The 24,544-nt window shown below is 42.8% G+C and carries 28 protein-coding genes; all 28 read right to left on the reverse strand.

Translation table 11 applies throughout. The features are described from left to right. Positions 1–26: 26 nt before the first annotated feature. A complete protein-coding gene (locus tag MKX41_RS12925; RefSeq protein ID WP_076285422.1) occupies positions 27–908 on the reverse strand; it encodes a MinD/ParA family protein in 882 nt (293 codons plus the stop codon). Further along, positions 905–2,266: a flagellar biosynthesis protein FlhF gene (gene flhF, locus MKX41_RS12930; RefSeq protein WP_340970954.1), complete on the reverse strand. Its 1,362-nt coding sequence runs from the start codon at positions 2,264–2,266 to the stop codon at positions 905–907. The genes MKX41_RS12925 and flhF overlap by 4 nt, the downstream gene beginning before the upstream one ends. Beyond that, positions 2,263–4,296, reverse strand: coding sequence for a flagellar biosynthesis protein FlhA (gene flhA, locus MKX41_RS12935; RefSeq protein WP_042189438.1), 2,034 nt, complete (start codon positions 4,294–4,296; stop codon positions 2,263–2,265). The genes flhF and flhA overlap by 4 nt, the downstream gene beginning before the upstream one ends. A gap of 17 nt (positions 4,297–4,313) precedes the next feature. After that, positions 4,314–5,408: a flagellar biosynthesis protein FlhB gene (gene flhB, locus MKX41_RS12940; protein ID WP_042189439.1), complete on the reverse strand. Its 1,095-nt coding sequence runs from the start codon at positions 5,406–5,408 to the stop codon at positions 4,314–4,316. 22 nt (positions 5,409–5,430) lie between these two features. Continuing rightward, complete coding sequence (fliR, locus tag MKX41_RS12945; protein WP_042194135.1) at positions 5,431–6,216, reverse strand: flagellar biosynthetic protein FliR; 786 nt, start codon at positions 6,214–6,216, stop codon at positions 5,431–5,433. Positions 6,217–6,225: 9 nt separating this feature from the next. Next, positions 6,226–6,495, reverse strand: a complete 270-nt coding sequence (fliQ, locus tag MKX41_RS12950; RefSeq protein ID WP_042189440.1) for a flagellar biosynthesis protein FliQ — start codon at positions 6,493–6,495, stop codon at positions 6,226–6,228. A gap of 21 nt (positions 6,496–6,516) precedes the next feature. Next, a complete protein-coding gene (fliP, locus tag MKX41_RS12955; RefSeq protein ID WP_042189441.1) occupies positions 6,517–7,281 on the reverse strand; it encodes a flagellar type III secretion system pore protein FliP in 765 nt (254 codons plus the stop codon). After that, complete coding sequence (locus tag MKX41_RS12960) at positions 7,278–7,805, reverse strand: flagellar biosynthetic protein FliO (protein ID WP_042189442.1); 528 nt, start codon at positions 7,803–7,805, stop codon at positions 7,278–7,280. The genes fliP and MKX41_RS12960 overlap by 4 nt, the downstream gene beginning before the upstream one ends. A gap of 9 nt (positions 7,806–7,814) precedes the next feature. After that, positions 7,815–8,180 carry a response regulator gene (locus tag MKX41_RS12965; RefSeq protein ID WP_036688523.1) on the reverse strand — a complete coding sequence of 122 codons (366 nt, stop codon included), beginning with the start codon at positions 8,178–8,180 and terminating at the stop codon, positions 7,815–7,817. A 26-nt stretch (positions 8,181–8,206) separates the two neighbouring features. After that, positions 8,207–9,508, reverse strand: a complete 1,302-nt coding sequence (gene fliY, locus MKX41_RS12970; RefSeq protein ID WP_042189443.1) for a flagellar motor switch phosphatase FliY — start codon at positions 9,506–9,508, stop codon at positions 8,207–8,209. Beyond that, the gene (gene fliM, locus MKX41_RS12975) at positions 9,498–10,496 is read right to left on the reverse strand and encodes a flagellar motor switch protein FliM (protein WP_042189444.1); all 999 of its coding nucleotides are present in this window, start codon (positions 10,494–10,496) and stop codon (positions 9,498–9,500) included. The genes fliY and fliM overlap by 11 nt, the downstream gene beginning before the upstream one ends. 39 nt (positions 10,497–10,535) lie before the next feature. Beyond that, entirely contained in the window at positions 10,536–11,003 is a 468-nt protein-coding gene (locus MKX41_RS12980) for a flagellar basal body-associated FliL family protein (protein WP_042189445.1), read from the reverse strand. Then, the gene (locus MKX41_RS12985; protein WP_042128923.1) at positions 11,000–11,224 is read right to left on the reverse strand and encodes a flagellar FlbD family protein; all 225 of its coding nucleotides are present in this window, start codon (positions 11,222–11,224) and stop codon (positions 11,000–11,002) included. Before MKX41_RS12985 ends, MKX41_RS12980 begins: the two co-directional genes overlap by 4 nt. 88 nt (positions 11,225–11,312) lie before the next feature. Then, entirely contained in the window at positions 11,313–12,131 is an 819-nt protein-coding gene (gene flgG / locus MKX41_RS12990; RefSeq protein WP_340970978.1) for a flagellar basal body rod protein FlgG, read from the reverse strand. Positions 12,132–12,234: 103 nt separating this feature from the next. Further along, positions 12,235–12,621 carry a TIGR02530 family flagellar biosynthesis protein gene (locus MKX41_RS12995; protein ID WP_076119556.1) on the reverse strand — a complete coding sequence of 129 codons (387 nt, stop codon included), beginning with the start codon at positions 12,619–12,621 and terminating at the stop codon, positions 12,235–12,237. Further along, entirely contained in the window at positions 12,618–13,115 is a 498-nt protein-coding gene (locus tag MKX41_RS13000) for a flagellar hook capping FlgD N-terminal domain-containing protein (RefSeq protein ID WP_076285418.1), read from the reverse strand. Before MKX41_RS13000 ends, MKX41_RS12995 begins: the two co-directional genes overlap by 4 nt. A gap of 32 nt (positions 13,116–13,147) precedes the next feature. Beyond that, positions 13,148–14,623: a flagellar hook-length control protein FliK gene (locus MKX41_RS13005; protein WP_340970986.1), complete on the reverse strand. Its 1,476-nt coding sequence runs from the start codon at positions 14,621–14,623 to the stop codon at positions 13,148–13,150. 25 nt (positions 14,624–14,648) lie between these two features. After that, on the reverse strand, positions 14,649–15,593 hold the full coding sequence (locus tag MKX41_RS13010; protein WP_340970988.1) for a MotE family protein: 945 nt from the start codon (positions 15,591–15,593) through the stop codon (positions 14,649–14,651). Positions 15,594–15,611: 18 nt separating this feature from the next. Continuing rightward, positions 15,612–16,055, reverse strand: coding sequence for a flagellar export protein FliJ (gene fliJ / locus MKX41_RS13015; RefSeq protein ID WP_076285416.1), 444 nt, complete (start codon positions 16,053–16,055; stop codon positions 15,612–15,614). Between the two features lie 9 nt (positions 16,056–16,064). Next, the gene (gene fliI / locus MKX41_RS13020) at positions 16,065–17,390 is read right to left on the reverse strand and encodes a flagellar protein export ATPase FliI (RefSeq protein ID WP_042128931.1); all 1,326 of its coding nucleotides are present in this window, start codon (positions 17,388–17,390) and stop codon (positions 16,065–16,067) included. Then, positions 17,371–18,219: a FliH/SctL family protein gene (locus MKX41_RS13025; protein ID WP_042189449.1), complete on the reverse strand. Its 849-nt coding sequence runs from the start codon at positions 18,217–18,219 to the stop codon at positions 17,371–17,373. The genes fliI and MKX41_RS13025 overlap by 20 nt, the downstream gene beginning before the upstream one ends. Beyond that, complete coding sequence (gene fliG / locus MKX41_RS13030; protein WP_042128934.1) at positions 18,212–19,228, reverse strand: flagellar motor switch protein FliG; 1,017 nt, start codon at positions 19,226–19,228, stop codon at positions 18,212–18,214. Before fliG ends, MKX41_RS13025 begins: the two co-directional genes overlap by 8 nt. Positions 19,229–19,232: 4 nt before the next feature. Continuing rightward, a complete protein-coding gene (fliF, locus tag MKX41_RS13035; RefSeq protein WP_042189450.1) occupies positions 19,233–20,819 on the reverse strand; it encodes a flagellar basal-body MS-ring/collar protein FliF in 1,587 nt (528 codons plus the stop codon). Between the two features lie 35 nt (positions 20,820–20,854). Next, complete coding sequence (gene fliE / locus MKX41_RS13040; RefSeq protein ID WP_042189451.1) at positions 20,855–21,166, reverse strand: flagellar hook-basal body complex protein FliE; 312 nt, start codon at positions 21,164–21,166, stop codon at positions 20,855–20,857. A 92-nt stretch (positions 21,167–21,258) separates the two neighbouring features. Beyond that, positions 21,259–21,708 carry a flagellar basal body rod protein FlgC gene (flgC, locus tag MKX41_RS13045; protein WP_042189452.1) on the reverse strand — a complete coding sequence of 150 codons (450 nt, stop codon included), beginning with the start codon at positions 21,706–21,708 and terminating at the stop codon, positions 21,259–21,261. Positions 21,709–21,714: 6 nt separating this feature from the next. Next, a complete protein-coding gene (gene flgB / locus MKX41_RS13050) occupies positions 21,715–22,122 on the reverse strand; it encodes a flagellar basal body rod protein FlgB (RefSeq protein WP_076299245.1) in 408 nt (135 codons plus the stop codon). A gap of 379 nt (positions 22,123–22,501) precedes the next feature. Then, positions 22,502–23,902: an ATP-dependent protease ATPase subunit HslU gene (gene hslU, locus MKX41_RS13055; protein WP_076299246.1), complete on the reverse strand. Its 1,401-nt coding sequence runs from the start codon at positions 23,900–23,902 to the stop codon at positions 22,502–22,504. A gap of 33 nt (positions 23,903–23,935) precedes the next feature. Then, positions 23,936–24,478, reverse strand: a complete 543-nt coding sequence (gene hslV, locus MKX41_RS13060) for an ATP-dependent protease subunit HslV (RefSeq protein WP_042189455.1) — start codon at positions 24,476–24,478, stop codon at positions 23,936–23,938. Positions 24,479–24,544 lie beyond the last annotated feature (66 nt).

Genomic DNA, 24,544 nt, shown 5'->3' on the forward strand with positions numbered 1-24,544 from the left:
CCACCTCTGTTCCAGATTCAGAACAATTATTTACTTCGCTTTAACCATTTATGGATAAAGCCTTTAATGCCTTGAACTTTTGTTTCTTTTTTACCATCTATGGTCAAATAACTTAGGGCTAGCCGATGTATATCTTTTGCAGCAACACTGTTTGGAAAAGCCAATGAAAATGGCGTCTGCCTTTTGACAGCCTGCACTACATGGGCATCTGAGCTTATATGACCAAGATAGGAAACATCTAATTGCAAAAAACGACTGGCCGCCATACGGATCTTATCACTTGTCACTGATGCTTCTCTCTCATCACCCGCTTGATTCACAATCAGTTTAAAAGAAATCTCCGGATACGTCCGATTCACAACCTTCATTAATGCGTAAGCGTCTGTTATAGCAGTTGGCTCTGGTGTTGTAACTACTAGGCAATCGTCCGCAGAGGTTATAAACTTCATCGTTTCCTTAGATAATCCAGCACCTGTATCGAACAAAATATAATCCATGCTGTCCGCAATAAGGGCTATCTGGGCTGTGAAATAATTAAGGTCCGATTCCGAAAGAGAAAATAACTCATCCATGCCCGATCCACCAGCTATAAAAGGAAGCCCGTTCGGTCCTAACTGAATAATCTGCTCAATATCCGCTTCTCTTTTTAACAGATGATATAGGTTATACTTCGCCGACACGCCCATTAACACGTCTATGTTAGCCATGCCAATATCTGCATCGAACAGCAATACTCTCTTTCCCATTGCTTTTAAAGTTAAAGCGAAATTAAGTGTAAAATTCGATTTCCCTACGCCACCTTTACCACTACAAACAGTAATGATACGGGCGGATGTTTCCCCTTTTTCAGCTAGTTTAGGCTCCTGACTGGATACAAGCTGTCTCAAGGATTGTGCCTGATCCATCATGATTCACCTGTTCCAAGAAGCATCTCACTAAGTTGTTCTTTGGAAGCCATCAATAAATCGTCAGGTACATTTTGACCATTGGTCATATAAGATAATGTGAGAGGGAAATCATTCAGGACGTTAAAGAGTGGTCCATAACTTCCCGTCTCATCTAGCTTGGTAAAAATAACTTTATCCAGCTTGTACCTGCCGAAATGCTCGGCAATCAATTTCATATCACGGCTTTTCGAAGTTAAGCTGAGTACAAGATAGGTCTCACTTCTTAATTCCTTCGCAAGCAAGCTTTGCAGTTCTGCTACAAGCATATCATTACGATAATTCCGTCCAGCTGTATCCATAATTACAAGATCACAACTCTCCAATCGAAAGAGTGCTCTTTGTAAATCTCCTGGAGATTGTACAACCTCTAGCGGAACATTCAGGATAGCTGCGTATGTACGCAACTGCTCCACAGCTGAAATTCGATACGTATCAGAGGTGATAAAACCAACCTTGCGTCCGTTTTTGAATAGCTGTTCAGCCGCAAGCTTGGCTATGGTAGTAGTTTTTCCTACTCCTGTGGGCCCTGCAATATATACGATTTGGGTATCAGGTGCAATTCCATCAGCGATTCGCCCTGACAGGAATCCATCGAGCTGTTCTTTTAAGGACTCCTGAAATTTCTCAGGTCCCCAAGTACGCCCTTCATCCGCCCAACGTTCGGAGATATTACTGATCCACTCCTCAACAAGTACAGTATCCATCTCCTGCTCAATCAAAAGATCTCTAAGCTGCTGGAGACTATCCGGTAAATCTCTTGCCCCTGAAGACTGCCTCGCGATTCGTTCCATCCAAAGCTTCATATCTCTAATTTCACGAAGAACATCATTCTCCAGCGCCGAGGCAACCTCTGGCGTTTGATCTAACCCTAAAGATTCATATAAGGCTGATACAGAGGTAGTTTCATCTGGATTGGATTCAAGCGATTTCTGATCAGGCTCTGGATGTTTGGTTATCGATTCTTTTACATCAATAGCTTCCGACAAGGCAGCGGCGATTTCCGCAAAGGACCGAGGCTCTTCCGGCTTTTCCAACGTTACAGTAGAAGCAGATGATGAAGATGAAGCTTTTTGGTAAGCTTGCGGGACAGCGCTGCGCGGAATGTTCATCGCAGGCTTCACAGGCTTTTCAGGAGCACTCTCTTTTTGAGCTTTTTCAACAGCCGCTACTACCTCTATTTTTTTCTTTTTAAACAATCCTAAAAATCCGCCAATCTTAATTTCTTTAGTACTTAAAATTACAGCCTCGCTTCCAAGCTCACTACGAATGGAATGCATGGCGTCAGGCATCGTATCGACCACATAACGCTTCACTCTCATAAATTCACCACTCCGACGCTTTGTATTTCAATGTTAGGCTCTAGTTCGCTATAAGACAGTACAGGAATATCCTGCATTGTCCGTTCAATCACCTGCCGCAAATACATACGAATGGTTGGTGATGTGAGTACAATGGGCTGTTGTCCTGACTGCAGCAGTCGATTGATCTGTTCACTTAACCGCTGATAGATCGTTTGAGTCGATGCTGGATCCAATGCCAAATAACTGCCCTGTTCAGATTGCTGCACACTCTCAGAAATTTTCTTCTCTAGGTTAGGTCCTACCGTAATAACTTTCAGAGTCTCTCCAACTTGCGAGAATTGCTGAGTAATCTGTCTGGACAAGGATTGACGAACATATTCGGTAAGAATATCTGGATCCTTGGTGTACGTCCCGTAATCCGCCAACGTCTCAAAAATAGTAACCAAATCCCTGATCGATATTTTCTCGCGCAGCAGCTTGGCAAGTACCTTTTGCACATCCCCAATCGCTAATACCGAAGGAATAAGATCATCAACAAGCACTGGATAATTGTCTCTTAGGTTATCCACCAACATCTTAGTTTCTTGTCGTCCTAACAACTCATGTCCATAACGCTTAATCAGCTCCGTCAAATGAGTTGCAACAACGGATGGTGGATCTACCACGGTATAACCTGACAATTCAGCCCGCTCTTTAACCGATTCGTCAATCCACAACGCTGGAAGTCCAAAAGATGGTTCAATGGTCTCAATACCGTTTATAGATTCATCATCATAGCCTGGACTCATGGCTAAGTAGTGATTAAGTAATAATTCACCGCCGCCGACAGTATTTCCTTTAATTTTTATGACATATTCATTCGGTTTTAGTTGAATATTGTCGCGAATGCGAATAACAGGCACTACAAGACCCATTTCAAGTGCACATTGCCGTCGAATCATGATGATACGATCTAGTAAATCTCCACCCTGACCTGTATCTGCCAAAGGTATAAGACCGTAGCCGAACTCGAATTCAATAGGATCTACAGAGAGTAAATTAATTACACTTTCCGGACTTCGTACCTCTTCAATCTGTTTCTCTTCAACAAGCTGCTCTTCGGCAATCTGTTTTCGATTTAAATTTTGTCCCATACTATAGGCTGCAAAAGCCAGCAAACCAGCTAGCGGGAGCGTAGTAATCATATGTATAGGTGTAAAGAGACCTAGAAAAGCAACAGTAACTGCAACAATATATAACAACTTTGGATAGGAGAGTAACTGACCTGTTAATTCTTCTGCCAGATTACCTTCCGATGAAGCTCTAGTAACGATAAGACCTGCTGCAGTCGAAATGAGCAAAGCAGGAATCTGGCTGACTAGACCGTCCCCGATCGTCAATACAGAATAAGTAGATAACGCAGTGGAGAAATCCATTCCATGCACAACCATACCGATAATAAATCCACCAATAAGATTGATCAACAGGATAATGATACTCGCAATCGCGTCTCCTTTAACGAATTTACTCGCACCATCCATGGCTCCGAAAAAATCCGCTTCCCGTTCAACATTGCGGCGACGCTCACGTGCCTGTGTTTCATTAATCATGCCTGCGTTAAGATCGGCATCAATACTCATCTGCTTGCCGGGCATCGCATCCAAGGTAAATCTCGCCCCTACCTCAGCTACACGCTCTGAACCTTTAGTAATAACAATAAACTGAACCACTACCAAAATCAGAAACACGATAAATCCAACGGCAATTTGTCCACCGGCGATCCAGCTTCCGAAAGTAGATACCACGGAACCGGCATCTGCGTAAGTCAGGATCAATTTCGTTGTCGAAATGTTTAGTGACAGACGAAACAATGTCGTAACAAGCAATAATGAAGGAAAAATTGAAAATTCGAGCGCATTCTTCGTGTTCATAGCAACTAATATGATAATTAATGCTATAGAAATATTAATAACTAGCAAAACGTCCAAAAGCCAGGACGGGATAGGCAGAATCATCATAAGCACAATACCGATGATGCCTAGCAAAACTGTTAAATCTTTAGCTTTCAATGTCCTAACCCCCCGCCTTATTTCCTCTTACCTTTAAGTTTATATACATATGCCAGCACTTCAGCTACAGCCTGAAACAGATCATTTGGAACGACATCTCCAATTTCTGCTCTTTGGAATAATGCCCGTGCCAGCGGTTTGTTTTCCATAGTCACGACGCCATGTTCTTTAGCCAGCTCCCGTATACGAAGTGCTACATAATCCTGCCCTTTTGCAATAATCTGTGGCGCCTCCATTTTGGAACCATCATATTTTAGCGCAACAGCAAAGTGAGTTGGATTTGTAATAATTACATCCGCGTTAGGAACTTCCTGCATCATACGCTGCATGGCCATTCTGCGTTGGCGTTCCCTGATCTTACCTTTAATTAGAGGGTCACCCTCCATTTTTTTGTATTCATCCTTGATATCCTGCTTAGACATTTTCAGGCTTTTTTCATGCTCGTACTTCTGATACATAAAATCTAGAAAAGCCATAATTAGCAGGGCAACCCCGATTTTCAAACCAAGACTCATCGTCAGCTTGGCCGCAAACTTAAAAATTCCCTCCGCACTGATATGCGACAGGGATGCAAAGTTCTTCTTTTCTCCCCATAATGTGCTATATACCAGATAAGAAATAATTAGAAGCTTAAATATTGATTTCAGGAATTCTACAAACGAACGCATTGAGAAAATATTTTTGAATCCTTTTATCGGATTAATCTTACTGAATTTAGGAGTAATCCCCTCTCCTGTAGCCATAAAGCCCACCTGCGCCAAGTTGGAAACAAGTGCCATAACAAACGTAATTCCAAGTAATGGAGCTAGCAAAATCAAGATTTGCAAGCCATACTGATTAAATAGCAGCGTTATATTCTCAGGCGTAACGTCCAGCATCATTCGATTCTGAAATACGTCCGTGTATAGCTTCATAAAACGCTCTTTCATAAAACCACCAAACATCATCAAGCTAACTACCGCAGCTAGCAATACAACCGCACCAGACAGCTCAGCACTTTTGGCTACTTGGCCTTTTTTACGAGCATCCTGCCGTTTCTTCGGGGTTGCTTTTTCCGTCTTTTCACCGGCGAAGAGTTGAAGATCTAGTCTATAACGCTTCGTCTTAGGCATAATACTCTCCCCTTACGGTCACCTACGGCTTCTTCCCCATGAGACCCAGTAAATTCTCCATGGATTCGAACATGATTTCGAAGAGATTCTGAAACAACACAGCCAGACCTGGCATCAGCACTAAAAGAAGTGCAATACCTATGATGATTTTTAGAGGAACCCCTATAACAAATACATTATATTGCGGAGCCGTTCTCGCTAAAAAAGCAAGACCAACATCGGTCAGAAACAGTGCAGTTACTAATGGAGCCGACATTTGAAAAGCTAATACAAACGACTGCGCAAATGTTCGGACCAGAAACTCTGACAAACTACCATCAACCATGCGTAGAAATAAATCATTATTCATAGGAATCCATTTATAGCTGTACACAATGGCATCTAGTAAATGGTGATGTCCATTCATACTCAAAAACATTAGCAGGGCTATCATATATTTGAAATTACCGAGAATAGGTGCTGACGTTCCTGTCATAGGATCAATGACGTTGGCAATACCGAAGCCAATCTGAATATCAATGAAAGAACCTGCTGTCTGAATTGCCATAAACATCAAATATCCAATGAAACCTAGCAATAAGCCTATTAATACTTCTCTCATAATCAGCAAAATATAACTAAAATCCTGCGGAATCGTAATCCCTGTTCCATTAGCACTAAAGACTACCAATGCTACAAAAAAAGATATGCCAATCTTAAAAGTTGTCGGTACCCCTTGAGAAGAAAATACAGGAACGACAACAAAAAAGGCTGTAATTCGACAAAAAATAAGCAAAAAGACGGGTAAACTTTGCAATAAGGTATCCATGTTCATTGGTTAACCAATATACATATAGAGACTGCCTAGAATTTGGCTAGTAAAGTCAATTAGCTTCGTGATGATCCACGGTCCAAATAGCAATAAAGCCAGCAGTACTGCGACGATTTTTGGAACAAACGCTAGCGTCTGTTCCTGAATCTGTGTCGTAGCTTGAAAGATACTGATTATTAGCCCTACCACCAGACCAAGAATCAGCATGGGAGCGCTGACTTCCAGCACTAAATATACGGCTTGGCTTGCTAGACCGATAATAAACTCCGTACTCAATCCTCATGCCTCCTCTTAAGGTCAGGTGTTAAAACTAAGAAGTAGTGATTTAATGACTAAGTACCAGCCGTCTACCAGTACAAAGAGCATAATTTTAAAAGGTAATGAAATCATGACCGGGGGAAGCATCATCATCCCCATGGCCATCAGCGTACTCGCCACAACAATATCAATAATCAGAAATGGAATGAAAATTAAGAAGCCCATTGTAAAAGCTTTTTTCAATTCTCCAATTGCGAAAGCTGGCACCATCACCGTCAGTGGAATATCACTGTATGTAGCCGGTTTAGCCGATCCCGTATAACCGGTATATTTCATAAATAACAAAAGGTCTTTGGAATTGGTCTGTTTAAACATAAACTCTTTCATCGGATCAGCAGCTTTATCAAAAGCCTCAGTCTGGGTAATCGTCCCTTTCATATACGGCTGTAATGCCGTTTCATTCACTTGCGCCAAAGTTGGCGACATAATGAACAGGGTCAGAAACAGAGCAAGCCCTACCAGCACCTGATTCGGAGGCATGGCCTGAGTACCAAGTGAGGTTCTAACAAAACCGAGCACGATTACAATTCTAGTAAAACTGGTCATAAGAACTAGAAACGCCGGAGCAATACTCAGAACCGTAACGAGAAGAAGAATTGATATGGAACTGGTACCACCGCTTGAACCATCTTCATTACCGACCTGAATATTAACATTAGGTATAGGATCAGCATGTATCGGCCGCATCATAACTATACTAATGAACCCGAACAGCAGAATAGCAAGAATTAGCTTCTTTTTCATAAATTCCTCGACTCATCCTTAGTAACATCATCCCGTAACAGCTCTTCCATTTTCTCTTTTCGCTCTGGTGCAGAACGAAGCTTGGATTGCAGTGTCTCGTAAAAAGATGATGTTTCACTAAGCTCGATTTCTTCTGATGGAACCTCCCCACGCAGCTTAACCTTAACCTTGGCAATAAGCGGTGCGAGAAAATTATTCTGGTTGGAGGACTGATCCTCAAATGCTGCAATGATCAAAGCCACCTCATCCGGATCAGTGACTTTATCCAAGATGGATATGTTCTCACCAATCCCGATTAAGTAAAGGCTGCTTCCCAGTTCAATAACCTGCATCGACTTGTTAGGTCCCAGCCCTACAGCACCAAGCGTTCGAATGGAGCGCCCGCTCATAAAGGTCTGATTACGACGTCCAAGAAAACGGATCAACAGCACAATAAGTACAATGATTACCGCAAGGACAATAATAACGTTAAGCAAATTCAGCAGGGTGTTATTGCTCCCGAGCGGTTCTGAATTGAGGGGCATGTCTTTTTCCTACACACCCAACGTTTTGTTGATAGCTTCGATAACTCGGTCAGCTTGGAAAGGCTTCACAATAAAGTCTTTTGCTCCTGCTTGAATAGCATCGATAACCATAGCCTGCTGGCCCATGGCTGAACACATAATGACCTTAGCAGCCGGATCTACCTTCTTGATTTCTTTCAGGGCGGCGATTCCGTCCATCTCAGGCATAGTTATATCCATCGTGATAAGGTCTGGACGCAGTTCTTTAAATTTCTCTATAGCTTGAGAACCGTCCTGAGCTTCGCCCACTACTTCAAATCCGTTTTTCGACAAAATGTCACGGATCATCATTCTCATAAATGCTGCATCGTCCACGATTAGAATTCGGTTAGCCATTTTTACAAAATCCTCCCTAAGTATGCTTATTGTAATTTCTGAATTCGGTCCCACTGGCTGACGATATCCGTAACGCGTACGCCGAAGTTTTCATCGATAACTACGACTTCACCTTTGGCAATAAGCTTGTTGTTAACCAAAATATCTACAGGCTCACCGGCGAGCTTGTCCAGCTCAATGATCGAGCCTTGAGACATTTCTAAAATATCTTTAATCTGCTTCTGGGTCCTTCCTAATTCTACGGTTACTCTAAGCGGTATGTCCATCAATAAATTTAAATTGTTTTCATCAATATGACCAAAAGCTCCACCGTTAAGGTTAGCAAACTGTACAGGCTGTACATTTACATTGCGATTCGCTTCAGGACTAAGCGGTGGTGTCTGCCCATAAGGCATGCCTTGAGGCGGCATTCCGTAGGGTGGCATCCCTGGCATGCCATACGCCGGCATTCCTGCTGGAGGGTAATAATATCCGCCTTCTGGCATTCCTGGATAACCAGGCATCCCCTGCGGCGGGTACGGCGGAGGTGTTTCTCCTACGGGCTGTGAAGGCGCCTGTTGCACTGGAGGAGCTACAGGAGGCGTCTCTTGAGCCGGCTTAGCAGGAGTCTCTGTCGACGTAACTGCAGCCTCCTGCGCTGCAGGGCTTACATCACCCAGAAGCATCGTTACCATATCCTTAGCAAACTGGACAGGCAAGAGCTGCATAATAGTAGAGTCGATTAAATCTCCTATCTTAAGTCGGAACGAAATTCGAATTAAGGTTTCGTCATTGGGTAAGCTGCCGACACCTTCACCGCTGGACATGTTCAGAATGTCGATACCCGGAGGTGAAATATTAACAAACCGATTGAAGATCGTAGACATTGATGTGGCAGAAGAACCCATCATTTGGTTCATTGCTTCCTGCACAGCACTAATGTGAATTTCATTCAATTCTTCATCTTTAGGTTCGCCTTCTCCACCAAGCATTAAATCTGCGATGACCTGTGCATCCCTAATCTTAATAACAAGAGAGTTAATACCCTGAAATCCATCTACATATTCCACGTGTACAGCTACATGTGGTTTAGGAAAAGCCACTTCAAATTCCCCGCGTGTAATGATGGAAACTTGAGGGGTTGTAATATCAACCTTTTTCCCTAGTAATGTGGAAAGAGCTGTCGCTGCACTACCAAACGTTATATTACCGATTTCACCCAAAGCATCCTGTTCAAACGGTGTTAAATAGTCATTTACCGTTTTCTCTGAAGGAGCCAATGAGCCTTCCGCAGATTGTCTCAGAAGGGCGTCGATTTCTTCTTGGGATAAATAATCTTTACTCGTCAAATTCTTCAACTCCTTCACTGACAATCTCGTCTATTTGCACGGCTACCCTGTCTTTCACCATTCCAGGACTTCCGATGAACTTAAGCTTCTCCCCTACCTTAATCGAGAGTCCAGAATCTACATTCCTGTTTAGTGAGATCACGTCACCGACGCTAAGCCCAAGAAACTCAGATATAGATAAGCTCGATTCTCCAAGTTCAGCGACAATCGGCAGTTTCGCCTTATGAACTCTAGCTTTAATAGCTTCAAGTTCATCTGCATCCCGGGTCTTCTTCTCTGTTACAAACCATTGGTGAACAGATAATCTAGACATTATTGGTTCCAGAACGACGTGCGGTATGCACAGATTGATCATACCTGTTGTATCGCCAATTTTGGTGCTTAACGAGATCAATGCAATGGTCTCATTGGGCGATACAATTTGCATGAACTGTGGGTTCGTTTCGAGCGCTTCCATGCGCGGATGGATATCCAGCACAGTCTTCCAAGCCTCCTGCAAACTCTCAAAACATCTGCTGAAGATACGCTCCATAATCGTTGTTTCGATTTCAGTTAAAGCATTAATCTTAGATGGTGCAGTCCCAAAACCGCCCAGCAATCTGTCCAGCATAGCGAAAGCGATGTTTGGATGAACTTCCATTACCATTCGACCTTCTAAAGGTTCGGCTTCAAAAATGTTCAGTATTGTCATTTTCGGAATGGAACGAATGAATTCATCATAAGGGAGCTGCTCTACTTGAACGACATTAATCTGCACAAAGGTGCGTAATTGGGCTGAAAAGTACGTTGTAAGATAGCGTGCGAAATTGTCATGAATCCTTGTAAGACTACGAATATGATCTTTAGAAAATCGAACAGCCCGTTTAAAGTCATAAGATCGGATCTTCTTCTGAGTTTCTTCCTTTTTAAGTTCATCGGCATCCATCTCACCTGAAGAAAGTGCAGCAAGTAGAGCATCTATTTCGTTTTGTGATAGTACATCAACCAATTCAATCACCCCCCTATCAAAGAATTATCATGCCTGAAGCTACATAGAAGCCAAAAGGTATTTGGTGACTTCGATCTGAGTGATTTTGCCTTCGGTCAATGTCTTATTGATCAGATTAACAAGCTTGCTGCTAAGCTGGTCTTTGCCATTTGCTCCATTAAGCTCCTCAGGTTTGGTATCTGCAAGCGTTTTGATAATAATCGGTTTGATTTTGATCTCTTTTATTTTTTCGAATGCTTCCTTTGATTTCGCAGAATTCAGTTGGAAGGCGAAATCTATTTGAACGATATAATCGGGATCAGCAAGATTTGTTTTGATATCTTTGATCTCTGCCGTTAATTCGACGATTTCATCTGCAGTTAAATACTTGGTTTCCACACTTTGAACCGCAGCATTTACATCATTCGAATCTTTCGGAAAGATCTTGTCCATTAATAAAAATGCGGCGATCACGATAAGTGTAATCGCAAGTAAAATCGTAAGTAACCATGGCAGCATCTTCTTCATGTTAGCTCCTCCATTGACTGGACTTTAATGGTGGCAGCATATGTGCCTATGTCCCTGTTATAATCCCGGATCTTCGTAATAACTTCATCAGCTTTTTCAAGCACGATCAGTCTTTTTCCGGTTACTAGCGTAATATATGTATCCGGGCTTTCTTCTACCATTTCTACCAGTAGGGCATTGATCCACATCGGTGTTCCATTTAATCTCGTTACCGATATCATAACAGGCCTCCTAACAAAAATAGGGGGAGGGGTACCTCCCCCACGACTCCGCGTTAATCTTTAAAAAGATATTAAATTATTGATAAAATTAACGCTTCAGGTTAACTACTTCCTGCAGCACTTCATCAGAAGTCGTAATGATACGGGAGTTCGCCTGGAATCCACGTTGCGATACGATCATTTCTGTAAATTCATTCGTAAGATCCACATTGGACATTTCGAGTTGACCAGATATGATCGCCCCAGTGCCATCTTCTGTATTATTCGCTGTAGTCGGAACAAGCTCACCTTCTGCATTCGCATTAAGCGACATACGGTATAGATTGCCACCAATCTTCTCTAATCCAGATGGATTAGTAACCTTAGCTACACCGATCTTCACACCTGCTTCAGTCGTTCCATCATCCAAGGTCTGAACAATTGTTCCATCATTGGAAATGGAGAATGCTGTTACATTATCACCCAGTTGAATGGCAGTACCATCGGCATCAAGCACATGAAGTCCGTCAGAAGTAACAAGATTACGTGCAGCATCTACATGAAAATCTCCTGCACGAGTCAAGAAAGGTGTTTCTTGATCTTCTGATAGCTTTACTAGGAAAAAACCATCTCCGTCAATGCGTAAATCTGTCGGGTTATTAGTAGTTTGAGCACTACCGGGTAAATGCAGTGTATCGATAGAAGCGATACTTACGCCTAGTCCGATTTGTTTAGCATTCATACCACCTGCACCATCATCACTAGGAGCAGTTACACCAGAAACAGTTTGACTCATAATGTCCTTGAACATAACCCGTCCTGATTTAAAACCAATTGTATTGACATTGGCAATGTTATTACCGATTACATCAAGCTTAGTCTGAAAGCCTCTCATCCCTGAAACCCCTGAATACATAGATCTTAACATTTGTGTTGTCCTCCCAGATTATAGAGTCCTAATAACTTACTAAGTGAATGGGACCGCGTCAGTCGGTCAGCGGCCGCCTCGGCTTTCCGTTAGGACCAGCCGGTTATGAAATCACAATTGCACTATCAATTTGCGTAAACACGTTATCTTTAATCGAATTCCCATCCATAGCGGTTACAACCGTACGATTCGGGACACTTACGATAAATGCCAAGTCCTTCATTAATATCAAGGATTCTTTACTGCCTTTGGCAGCAGCTTTATCCACAGCAGAAGAAATCTGATCCAGTTGTCTGCTTCCAAGTTCAATTCCTCTTTGTTCAAGACGCTTAGCAGCATGATTGCTGAATTTTAGTAGCTTCTGTTGCAGTACGCTCTCAAAGGTGGCTTCTCCAGTCACAGTCTGCTTCGGTATCGAAGATCGCTGTAACGTTGAGGAATGTAGGGACGACGCAGGATACAGTTGGCCTATGGTCAGCCTGTCACTCATATTGTCGCCTCGCTTCCTCCGTTATTCTCCGGAGTATTACTATCTGTACCAGAACCATTCTCTGTTGTTGCGGGATTCTGAATTTGTGTAATATCGGTTAAAGCAATTCTGTCTTTCCCCACAACCGCATATTGAATCCCCTTGCTGACAACGATTGATTCAACGTTCCCTGTCTTAGGTAGATTTGTGGCGGTATCCGTCCATGTGATATCTTTACCAATCAAGCCGGATACTGATCCAAGAGATTGATTCATTGATGTAAGCTGTGTAGAGATATTCATCAGCTGCTCAACAGATGTAAACTGTGCCATTTGAGCAATAAATTCTTTATCTTGCATCGGCTGCATCGGATCTTGATTCTGCAGCTGGGTGATCAAAATCTTCAAAAACTGATCCTTACCCAACACAGAATTCCCTGTTGTTTTAGTAGATTCAGGAGTTGTATAATTCCACTGGTCTTTGGTAGAAACAGGAGGAGTTGTTGTTGTCGTCATAACCGTTCACCTCTCTTTCACTTGTGATAAGTTTAAGCTTTGGCAGAGAAGGAGTTCCCTTGATTATCATCTTCTTGCCCTGCGTTTGAAACCCAATCTTTCCATTCACCATTTAGCTCTGCGGCAAGAATGGCATCATTAGCTTCCTCACGACTTTCTTTGGAGCGTCTTCCCTGCTGACCACTTCCAGAACCAGGTTGGCGTCCTTCTTGACCCCACCCTGAATTGAGGGGGGTATTATTTTGTGTGACTTCCAATTTTTCTACTTGGAGGCCTTGAGACTGCAATGCTGCTCGAAGCTGGTTCATCTGCTGTTCCAACATATCCTTTGCTCCGGAATGTTCAGTCATAAACTGTGCAACCAGATGGCCGTTTTGCATAGTAATCTTAACATCTACTTGTCCGAGATTTTCTGGAAAGAGTGATATCGTAGCCTCAGCTACTCCACCTTTTTGCACAATCTCCAATTTACCTGTAATAAAACCGGTCATTTCCTGTGCAAACTGATGAACGGGTACAGGAGCTACTGGAACCTCAGCCTTCAACGGAGCAGTAATTCCTCCCCGAAGAGCTAATTGACCAGCAGTTACAACATCATGATCTCCTTCTATGATAGTAGTTCCTGATGTGGAATCTTGAGTTGATTCTGCCTGCTTTGTTTCTCCAGTTGCACTGCTTTTAATCAATGGAGCGGTAAGCTCTGCTTCAGGATCTTGAACAGCTCCTGAGGTCACAGGCGAAGTTAGGACTGCTTCATTCTTAATTGCAGCTGCTTCTCCAGCACGATTACTAAGGTTTTGAATGGTTTTGTCCGTCGTATTACCTTTGCTTTCAGTCACTATAGGTTGTTGTACAGATACACCAGAATTTTCATTTATACTGGAGTTCTTTCCCTTCCCCTTAATAGTGTTAGCGGAGGACTGTTCTAGTATTGCTGTGAAATTATTTAACAGGCTTATTCCTTTACTAGCAGCTTCTTCGTTCCCACTGACAGCAGCTTCCTGAATCATAGTAACTAAACTTTGCAAATCATCTTGAACAGCAAATCGCAGCGTATCCGCATGCTGAGCTAACGGCGACAAGCTTCCTGCCGACTCCGTATCAGATGTAGCATCACCCTCAGTCGCTTGACTTCCCGATAGAAGAGCTGATACCTGAAGAAGCCAAGCTTGCAAAGCTACCAGCACAGCAGGATCGCTATTGATGCTTTCATCCAGATTTTCAACATCAGCAGTTAGCTTCTCGATAAGATCAGAATTCTGCGTATCTTGTCCCCCTTGATCTTCTCCAGTTGTCTGTACTTCCTTTAAAAGACCTTGCAATAAAGAAGCGAGATTTCCCAGAAGCGGATCAGTAGGTACCGATGTGGTGTTAGCTGTGTTTCCTCCCATAGTTTGCACTAATGTCTGCGCGAAAGGTACAGCAGCTGTTGTGCCAGTAGAAGTCGATGAGCTGCCACTTGCAGCTGTAGCATTTGCGCTCACAAGCGATTGAACCACTAAACTCATATTATTTTTCACCTCCTTTCAATATTTATTTAGCACCCATTAAACGGTTAACAATCTTCGCGGTTTGCGCACTATCATTTTTAGTCATTTCCCCCAAAATCGAAGAGCGAACACTATCACTTACGGTATTCATAATCGTTACTACTTTATCAGGGCTAATCTTGTACATTTCTCCTAGTAGAGAAGCTGCATTGGCAGGCGTCATTGAACTAAAGGTTTGGTTCAACTTTTCCTTATCCAGATTTGTACTAGTTTTAGTCGTTTGAGTAGTGCTACCAGCTTCTTTTTTCAATCTAGATTGAAGAGCAGCAATTGCCATATCACCCGAAGAGGTAGTTTCTTTCAACTTAATCGTGACATCTGCCGCTTTTTGAGGATCCATTTTTTCCAGAATCGCAGTTTTACTCGCTTTATTCATTACGCTGAATATCTGCACCATCTCTTCTGTAGTCAAATTCTCCATAATCGGTGCAGCTTTGGAAGCTTTCATGCCCGCGTACAGCTTCGCCAGATCAGTAACCTGCTTCTGATAAGGGTCTTCTGTTTCCTCACTGTTTATTTCAGCAGCTGCAGCAGCTTCCGTCTTCATTCCCTCAATTTGCGACTCTAGCGCCTGAACCTTGGTATCCTGGGCTGTTTTTTCATCTGTGACCTTCTTCAACTCATCTGCCTGCTGGGCAAGCTGAGCTTTGAGCTCCTTAATCGTTGAGTTTGAGCTCACTTCCTGCTTTTTGCTTTCTTCCTTCGGTTTAGAAGGATCTGTTGGCGGATCAGGAACCCATTTTTCCAGAATCGGAATTTTATTCGCAACTTCAAGCACGTTATTACGAATGTCCATATTAAAAAGCGTCAACAGTACTCCAAGCAGTACTAGCGTGAAGATAATCGGTATCATTAGAAATAAGAACCGCTCAAATTTCCCCGCTGACCCTTCATTTTCAAGTTCCATGTCATTATCAATTTTAGCCACTAGCGGAAACCTCCCGGGTTAGAGGGATTTCATCGCGAAGCGGACGGTTGCCATCTCATCCAGTTCGTTTTGTTCCCGTAAAATCATACTTTGCTGAAACTGTGTCTCAGCCTTATCTTTTGCCTTTAACCATACTTTTTCATCTAATACCTTTGTGCTTAACTGATCTTGCTTCTTCAAGACTTCCTGATGTGCACTTCTAATGTCCGTATGTTTACGGGCAATGCATATATCCAGGTATTCTACATATTCTTGCATTTCACGAATCTTCGCCATAGGTGCCTTTTGTTCTGCGGCATTTTGTAAAGATAACATAATAGCGCTCCGCTGAAAGGTGAGTTCATCCAGGCTTCTTTCTTGTGCCTGCAATTCTCCAAGCGCGCTTGAGAGCATCCATTCTGCCTGTGTCTTCTCATTGCCCTTCAAGTCAACGACTTTTTGAAAAGTATAATGAAATCTCATGATACTGAATCAACTCCTCGAGAAGTGTGAAATTAAAGACTGTTGAACTTCAGCCAGCGTAACTTTTTCATTCACTCTTTGTTTGGTGAATTCCCATATACTGTCTATATACTCCATCGACTCATCGATTTGAGCATTGGAGCCTCTCTGATACGCTCCGATATTAATTAAATCCTCTGAATCCTTGTACACGGCCATTAGTCGCTTAACATTCTCTGCTGCGGCGATCTGTTCTTCTGGCGCAATATCCTTCATTACACGACTAATGCTGGAAAGCACATCTATTGCTGGAAAATGTCCTTTGTTCGCAATACTTCGGTTAAGGACGATATGTCCATCGAGTATTCCTCTCACTGCATCAGCGATCGGCTCATTCATGTCATCACCATCAACCAATACAGTGTAAAAAGCTGTGATAGAGCCTGTAGGACCAGTTCCGGCGCGTTCTAGTAGTTTAGGTAAGCTTGCAAATACAGATGGTGTGTAACCTCTCATAGCTGGTGGTTCTCCGACTGCAAGTCCAACTTCACGTTGAGCCATAGCATAACGAGTGACCGAATCCATCATCAGCATCACATTAAGTCCACGATCCCGAAAATACTCAGCAATCGTAGTAGCAATAAGTGCTCCCTTAATTCGAATTAATGCAGGCTGATCAGATGTAGCGACAATAACAACTGACCTCTGCAAACCCTCAGGTCCCAAATCGCGTTCGATGAAATCCAGTACTTCCCTGCCACGTTCCCCAATCAGAGCGATAACATTAACATCTGCTGATGTATTACGTGCAATCATTCCCATGAGCGTACTTTTGCCGACCCCTGAACCAGCGAAAATCCCCACCCGCTGACCTTTACCAATTGTTAGCAAACCATCTATCGCTCTTACACCGATGCTAATAGGTTCTTGCACTCGTGGTCTATTGAGTGGATTGGACGGAATGTTAAAGGTCGAACTATGTGGCATTCGAGCTGGGATCAGGGAACCATCAAGCGGTTGCCCTAGACCATCCAGTACCTTACCCAGCAATTCTGAACCCACCTGAACACTAAGCGGCTTGCCTGTTCCCACTACATCACAACCAGGTCCAATGGCCTGCAGTTCTCCAAGTGGCATTAATAGCACCTTGTTGTCACGGAAACCAACGACTTCAGCTTGCAGCGGCTTATTTCCTTTAGAAGGATAGATATAGCACACATCACCAATGCTAGCATCAGGTCCTTCAGATTCAACCATAAGACCGATAACCTGCGTCACTTTCCCATTGATCCTCACCGGATCGAGATTACGAAGTTGCTCCTTATAACGGTTACTATCAAGCATCTTCTTCCCCATTTCTCTGCTCATCGGTGTCCAGCGCGATTCTAACCAGCTCTTTCTTGATTTCTGCAAGCTGAGTATCAATTCGGGCATCTATGCTGCCAAAGGAGGAGCGGATTACACAACCTTGATCTTTCACAGTCGAGTCAGGCAAGATCTGTAGTTCAGCCTGCGAGTCAACCGCTAATGACAATTCTTCCCTTGCTGCGTTTACGAAAGCGAACTGCGCAGGTGATACACACAGTGAAATCAGCCCCTGCTCACGTTTACGAGCTAGATTCTTCCGAATCAAATCCATTGCAAACTGCGGCTCAACCGTTAACTGTCTGTCCACAATTTTCTCCGCAATATCACAGCTTAGCTCAACCAAGAAAGGTTCAGCTTCCTGAATAATGACATCCCTTGCCTTATAGGCTTCAGTTAAAACAGCACGAGCTTCATCCATCATCGCTGCAATTTTGAGCTTCATCTCTTGCTCAGCTTGAGAAACACCTTCTTGATACCCTAGCTGATAAGCCTCGGCTTTGACGGCCTCAACTAGATGTTCATCCTGCTCACGCCGCTCTTTCCACCACTCTTCAGCCTCCGCTTTTGAGGATTCAACAATCTGTTCCGCTTCAAGAGAGGCATTCCGTACTTGCTCTTCAGCAAATTCTTGGGCGTCTTTAAGCATTTGCTTACGTGCCACTTCAGCCTCTTCACGAGCGGGATCATGATAGTGAGTCTCGCTTACAGTCTCCTCTGGAACGGGCTCCTCAGTTAGGCCCGCATAGTGCCGGGCCTGCTCCAATCTTTTCAGTACATCAACTGGAACATACTGAGAATGCTTAATCAGCTTAGACAATGATGTCATCTCCTCCGCCACGAGCGATGATAATTTCTCCAGACTCTTCGAGTCTGCGGATCGTACCTACAATGCGCGTTTGCGCTTCTTCTACATCACGCAACCGCACAGGACCCATGTACTCCATTTCTTCTCGGAATGTCTCTGCCATACGTTTGGACATATTCCGGAAAATAACATCTCGTACTTCTTCGCTTGCAACCTTAAGGGCAAGCTGCAGGTCCGCATTATCAATATCACGAATAATACGCTGAATCGAACGGTTATCCACATTGACAATATCCTCGAATACGAACATCCGCTTCTTGATTTCCTCGGCGAGCTCTGGATCTTGAATTTCGAGAGAATCCAGAATTGTGCGCTCTGTCCCACGGTCAACACCATTCAAGATCTGTACGATTGATTCGATACCGCCAGCATTTGTATAATCCTGAGTTACTGTAGCAGAAAGCTTCTGCTCTAGCACTCGTTCAATTTGTGTAATGACCTCCGGAGAGGTGCTGTCCATTACAGCAATTCTTCTAGCCACCTCCGCCTGCTTCTCTTGAGGTAATGAGGAGAGAATAGCTGCGGCTTGTTCGAATTGCAGATAAGACAATACAAGTGCGATAGTCTGGACATTCTCATTCTGAATAAAGTTCAAAATCTGGTTTGGATCAGCCTTGCGTGCAAAATCGAAAGGTCTTACCTGCAAAGTCGCAGTCAGACGGTTAATGACCTCCATTGCTTTTGCGGAACCAAGTGCTTTCTCCAGAATCTCTTTGGCGTAGTTAATACCGCCTTGTGATATATATTCCTGGGCGAGGCATATCTGATGGAACTCAGACATGATCGACTCTTTTTCACTGCTGTCCACTTTACGGACATTGGCAATTTCAAGAGTTAATTGTTCAATCTCCTCGTCTCTTAAATGTTTGAATATTTGCGCCGATACCTCGGGCCCTAGTGTGATAAGCAGGATCGCGGCCTTTTGACGGCCACTAAGCCCCTGCTGACTAGCCTTTGCCATTAGTTCACCTCTGTTCGTCTGCAAGCCATGTACGCAGCAGATTTACGAATTCGTCTGGCTTTTTCTTAGCCAAACTTTCCAATTGCTTACGAACTTGACTGTCATTCGTCACACTTTCCAAATTAATAGATGGAAATTCGGTAGGAACCTGCAATGGAATGTCTTCATCTTCCTCTTCCACAGTCTTCTTACGACTCCGATAGATTAGATATCCTCCACCTGCTCCAACCAGCAATGCAGCTGCTCCGATAGCCCATAACATCCATGTGGCAAGACCACCTGGTGTTGTATTAGCAGCGGTTCCGCCAAATTGTTGAGAATACACCGAAACCTTTTTGGTTAAATCAGCGTCTGTATATGTAGTACCTGAATCTGCGAGCGAAGCACGAACAATATTTACCAAAATGTTTTGAATTGCTGCTGATGTAGCAGCGTCCAAAGTATTTTGTCCTGTAGGTGGTTCAACTGCAACATTTATGGTTAAATCTTTAACAGTAAAGGGACTTGCGATAACATCCTTTGTAATTCGGTTTACTTCATAGTTCCTCGTTTCAGAAGATTCTTCCGAAGTAGAAGTATCCGTACCGGCTTGTGAAGGATAGCCCGCTACATCTTGTGAACCAGTGCCTGCCACTCCACCAGTTGTATTTCCTTGACCCGAATACGAATTACTAATGATTTGTGAACTGATCTCAATCCCCTTCATGTTCTCTGTATCCACAGGGGTTACGAGATTCTCCTTCCGGTTTTCCTTGTCAAAGTTCAGCTTCGAAAATACAAGAACATCAACTTTATCTGGACCCGTAAGAGTGCTAAGGAATTGTTTCACATCTTTCTTTACTTCTTCTTCGAATTTCTTCTGAAGAGCGAAGTTCTCTTCGACTTGGCTGGAAACTCCAGCTTGTCCACCTTTGGCCGTAGGCATTAACTCGACTTCATTATTAGCAATCGTAATGTTATCGATTGGTAGATTTGGAACAGCCGTCTTTACAAGGTTAAAGTACCCATCAATATTATCTTGAGTGGGTCTGAATCCCGGATTAAATGAAAGCACAACGGATGCAGATGCTTGCTCTTGGTCAGCCTGGGAAGCAAAAACTGTTTCTTTAGGCAGATTAATCAGCACTTTAGCATCCTTAATTCCTTGCATACGTCTCATTAACTGTTCTACTTCACCGTTTAATGCATTATTATACTTCACATTAAACTCACTATCTGTCGTCCCTATCATTGACGAATTTTCATTAAAGACCTTATAACCGATAGAGCCCCCCTGAACAATCCCCTGAGAACCGATATCCACCTTTATTCGAGCCGCTTCTGTGCTTGGCACGGAGATGCTTTTTCCATCTTGGCTTAATCGGTATGAAACACCTGCTGTATCCAAGTAGTTCATTACTCCAGCTGAATCTGTGCTGTCCAAATCTTGAAACGCTACTTCATATTCTGTCTTTGAAAGCTGCATGGTTAATACTACGATTATTATTAGAATGATAAACAATGTAGAAAAGAATAAAATCTTCTGTTTACCACTAAATCTGTTCCAATACAGGGTCACCTTCTCCCGATATTGGGCAAATCTTTCATTCACAGTGTCACCCCATCCGGAACTAAGCTAGGAATTAATTAAATTTGAGTTCTCATAATTTCTTGATAGGCTTCTATCACTTTGTTCCGGACTTGTGTAGTCAACTGCAAACTCAGTAAAGCCTGTTGGGAAGAAATCATCACCTCGTCTATGTTCACTTCTCCCAATACAAATTTATTACTCATATCCTTTGCTTGTTGTTCCTGATCTGCTACTTTAGTGAGTGCATTCTCAAGATAAGAACCAAAGCTCTCCATGGCATTAGCAGGAGTGGATGAAACTTCGGTAGATGTTGGTTTCATGGCAAGCTGCTGTACAGCTTGAACCCCATTAGTGATATTCTGTATCAACTGTTTCCCTCCTAAAAGTTTTGTAAGCATATGCTTCCTAGATTCACTTCGTACAAAACTCACTTTGGAAGCGTTTCTTGTGTTATTTACGTTTAGCGCCCAATTTCGAGTGCTTTACTTACCATAGCTTTAGATGCATTCAGCATCGTGACATTGGCTTCATAAGAACGTGATGCAGATAACATATCTACCATTTCTTTAGTAATATCTACGTTTGGCATATAGACATAACCTTCGGCATCCGCATCAGGATGGCTTGGGTTGTAAACTGGCTTTAACGGTGAAGTATCTTCTATAATGGACTGCACCTTTACACCTTCACTACTACTACCGTTCAATTTCGAATTTAGTATATTCGAGAACTTATTGCTTTCGGTAGCTTCCATAACAACAAGTTTTCGACGGTAAGGAACGGCTTTGCCATCAACGACCGATGCTCTTGTAGTTTCCGCATTGGCCACGTTGGAGGAAATCACGTCCATCCGCAATCGTTGAGCTGTTAATGCTGATGCACTTATCCCAAAACTACTCCCAAAGTTCATGCAATCTTATCCTCCTTGAATTACAGCTCGCATCATCGAAATTTGACTGTTGATCTGCTCGACATAAGAACTATACCTGAGTTGGTTCTCAGCACTTAACGCCATTTCTCGTTCTACATCCACATTGTTGTCGTTATTATTCATCGAGGTAGTTTCATCCGTACTAACGACAGCTGCTGGTACAATTCTATTACTACCAAATTGAAAATGTCGGGAGTCCGTTACCTTCGCGTTAAGTGTAGGTTTAATTCCACTTTCTTGTTGCTGAAGGAAACTTTCGAATGAAACATCAGAACGTTTGAAATTTGGCGTATCTTCGTTAGCCACATTATTCGCTAGAACATTTTGTCGTTTGTAGGCAGCATCAATGCCTCCCTGCAATCGTTGAAAACTGACACTATTCAGCAATCCCAAGATAATTCCTCCTTTCAAAGCTATCATAATGAAATGAATTCCACAACTTTCCTTAAAAAACCTGCTTGATTTCGACAAATAAAGTATAAAAGTCCTCTATTTATCAGTTTCTACGTCGAACCTTGTCGCAAAGTATAACTAATTAGTATTTTCACATACATTGATTTTCATTTAATTTGTATATTATTACAATAAGAAATAAGCCCTATCTTTTTAGAAAAGACAGGGCTTTTAGCACTTTATTGCTATTTTATTCCTTTTTTAACTCAAAATTATCTTTTTAATTGCATCTTTTTACATTTTTTTACCTATTAATGACACTAAATTGTAATTTTCTAATTCAATATGCCCAAATCCAAAAGAATAAGAATTTGTCGCATTAAAGAATATACTGACTTAGATCACGATCCTGCGCAATACTTGCCAATTTCTCACGCACATACTCTGGTGTAATAACCATAGTGTCCAGCGTCAGCTCAGGTGCTTCAAAAGAAAGATCCTCCAATAACTTCTCCAAAATCGTATGAAGACGTCGAGCACCTATGTTCTCCATATTTTGATTCACTGAAGCAGCTATTTTGGCAATTTCATAAATAGCATCTTTCTGGAACTCCACTTCAATGTCCTCGGTTTTTAACAAATTAACATATTGTTTCGTCAAAGCGTTCTCTGGCTCTGTTAAGATGGAAACAAAATCCTCCAGTGTCAGACTGCTTAGTTCTACGCGAATCGGAAAACGCCCCTGAAGCTCTGGAATCAGATCAGAAGGTTTAGCAACATGAAAAGCCCCGGCAGCCATGAAGAGCACGTAGTCCGTCTTCACAGGACCGTATTTTGTCATGATTGTAGAACCCTCTACAATTGGAAGGATATCTCTTTGCACACCTTCACGTGATACATCAGGGCCCGAACCCTTTCCTTGACTTGCAACCTTATCAATCTCATCGATAAAAATAATACCCGATTGTTCAGCGCGTGTCACAGATTCCTGAATGACATCATCCATATCAATCAGTTTGGTTGCTTCATCTTGAATTAGCACTTTACGAGCCTCACGGATAGGAAGCTTGCGCTTCTTCGTCCGCTTCGGAAGCAAGCTACCAAACATTTCTTGCATATTCATCCCCATCTGGTCGTTCCCTTGCCCTGCAAACATATCCAGCATAGATGGCGCTGTATCCTCAACATCTATTTCAATGATATCTTCTTCCAATTGACCAGCAAGCAGCTTAAATCTAACCCCGCGACGGCGTTCGCTTAAGCTTCCATCTGGTTCGGAATCTTCTTTAGAATCCTCTTGTGAAGAGTTCCCGCCAAAAATCATCTCAAAAGGATTCTTCTGAGATTTATTTTTTGAAGACGAAGGCACTAATATAGAGACAATCCGCTCATTAGCCAGTTCTTCTGCACGGTCTTTCACTTTTTCCGTACGCTCTAGCTTCACCATACGAATAGAGGTCTCAACTAAATCACGCACCATAGACTCCACATCTCGCCCTACATAACCCACCTCAGTGAATTTGGTTGCCTCCACTTTGATGAACGGAGCATTAACGAGCTTAGCTAGACGCCGAGCAATCTCAGTTTTCCCTACACCAGTAGGTCCGATCATCAAGATGTTCTTAGGAACAACTTCATCACGCAGTTCCTCAGCCAGCAGACTGCGCCGATAACGATTACGAAGGGCAACAGCTACCGATTTCTTAGCTTGTTTCTGACCTACAATATATTTATCCAATTCAGCTACGATTTGACGGGGTGTTAGCGATTGATTCACCATCGTGAATTCCTCCTTGTCTCTATGGCACTGAGCCTATAATTGCTCAACAATAATATTGGAGTTAGTATACACACATATTTCTGATGCAATCTGAAGAGCTTCACGAGCGATATCCGCAGCAGCAAGATTTGGAGCATGACGTTTGAGCGCGCGACCGGAAGCAAGTGCAAAGTTACCACCGGAACCAATAGCGAGCACATCATCATCTGGCTCGATAATTTCACCATTTCCGGAGATCAAGAGCATTCCTTCCTTGTCCATAACAATCATCAATGCCTCAAGTTTTCGAAGAATACGATCTTGACGCCAGTCTTTCGCCAATTCTACGGCTGCCCGTTGCAGGTTTCCATGATGCTCCTCCAACTTGCCTTCGAATTTTTCGAACAAAGTGATAGCATCGGCCACAGATCCTGCAAACCCTGCTATTACTTGTCCTCTGTATAAGCGACGAACTTTTCTGGCCGTCGTCTTCATAATTACACTCTCTCCGAATGTAACCTGACCATCACCTGCTATAGCTGCCTGTCCGTTATGTCTTACAGCACAAATTGTAGTCGCATGAAAGCTGGGTACCATGATTGTAGTTACCTCCTTAAGATGGGCTTTGTTCAAAAATAAGAAGTATACGTTTCACGTTATACA

The organism is Paenibacillus sp. FSL R5-0475 (assembly GCF_038004585.1).
GTDB lineage: Bacteria > Bacillota > Bacilli > Paenibacillales > Paenibacillaceae > Paenibacillus_AQ.

Coding starts and splice junctions, on each gene's coding strand:
- fliR (WP_042194135.1), bottom strand. CDS start 6,216: ATGGATACCTTATTGCAAAGTTTACCCGTCTTTTTGCTTATTTTTTGT.
- fliG (WP_042128934.1), bottom strand. CDS start 19,228: ATGGCAAAGGCTAGTCAGCAGGGGCTTAGTGGCCGTCAAAAGGCCGCG.
- MKX41_RS13005 (WP_340970986.1), bottom strand. CDS start 14,623: ATGAGTTTAGTGGTTCAATCGCTTGTGAGCGCAAATGCTACAGCTGCA.
- fliJ (WP_076285416.1), bottom strand. CDS start 16,055: ATGAGATTTCATTATACTTTTCAAAAAGTCGTTGACTTGAAGGGCAAT.
- MKX41_RS12960 (WP_042189442.1), bottom strand. CDS start 7,805: ATGCCCCTCAATTCAGAACCGCTCGGGAGCAATAACACCCTGCTGAAT.
- flhF (WP_340970954.1), bottom strand. CDS start 2,266: ATGAGAGTGAAGCGTTATGTGGTCGATACGATGCCTGACGCCATGCAT.
- MKX41_RS13000 (WP_076285418.1), bottom strand. CDS start 13,115: ATGACGACAACAACAACTCCTCCTGTTTCTACCAAAGACCAGTGGAAT.
- MKX41_RS12985 (WP_042128923.1), bottom strand. CDS start 11,224: ATGATATCGGTAACGAGATTAAATGGAACACCGATGTGGATCAATGCC.
- flhB (WP_042189439.1), bottom strand. CDS start 5,408: ATGCCTAAGACGAAGCGTTATAGACTAGATCTTCAACTCTTCGCCGGT.
- flgC (WP_042189452.1), bottom strand. CDS start 21,708: ATGAACTTTGGGAGTAGTTTTGGGATAAGTGCATCAGCATTAACAGCT.
- hslU (WP_076299246.1), bottom strand. CDS start 23,902: ATGGTGAATCAATCGCTAACACCCCGTCAAATCGTAGCTGAATTGGAT.
- fliP (WP_042189441.1), bottom strand. CDS start 7,281: ATGAAAAAGAAGCTAATTCTTGCTATTCTGCTGTTCGGGTTCATTAGT.
- fliI (WP_042128931.1), bottom strand. CDS start 17,390: ATGGGGAAGAAGATGCTTGATAGTAACCGTTATAAGGAGCAACTTCGT.
- MKX41_RS12980 (WP_042189445.1), bottom strand. CDS start 11,003: ATGAAGAAGATGCTGCCATGGTTACTTACGATTTTACTTGCGATTACA.
- MKX41_RS12925 (WP_076285422.1), bottom strand. CDS start 908: ATGATGGATCAGGCACAATCCTTGAGACAGCTTGTATCCAGTCAGGAG.
- MKX41_RS12995 (WP_076119556.1), bottom strand. CDS start 12,621: ATGAGTGACAGGCTGACCATAGGCCAACTGTATCCTGCGTCGTCCCTA.
- flgG (WP_340970978.1), bottom strand. CDS start 12,131: ATGTTAAGATCTATGTATTCAGGGGTTTCAGGGATGAGAGGCTTTCAG.
- MKX41_RS12965 (WP_036688523.1), bottom strand. CDS start 8,180: ATGGCTAACCGAATTCTAATCGTGGACGATGCAGCATTTATGAGAATG.
- hslV (WP_042189455.1), bottom strand. CDS start 24,478: ATGGTACCCAGCTTTCATGCGACTACAATTTGTGCTGTAAGACATAAC.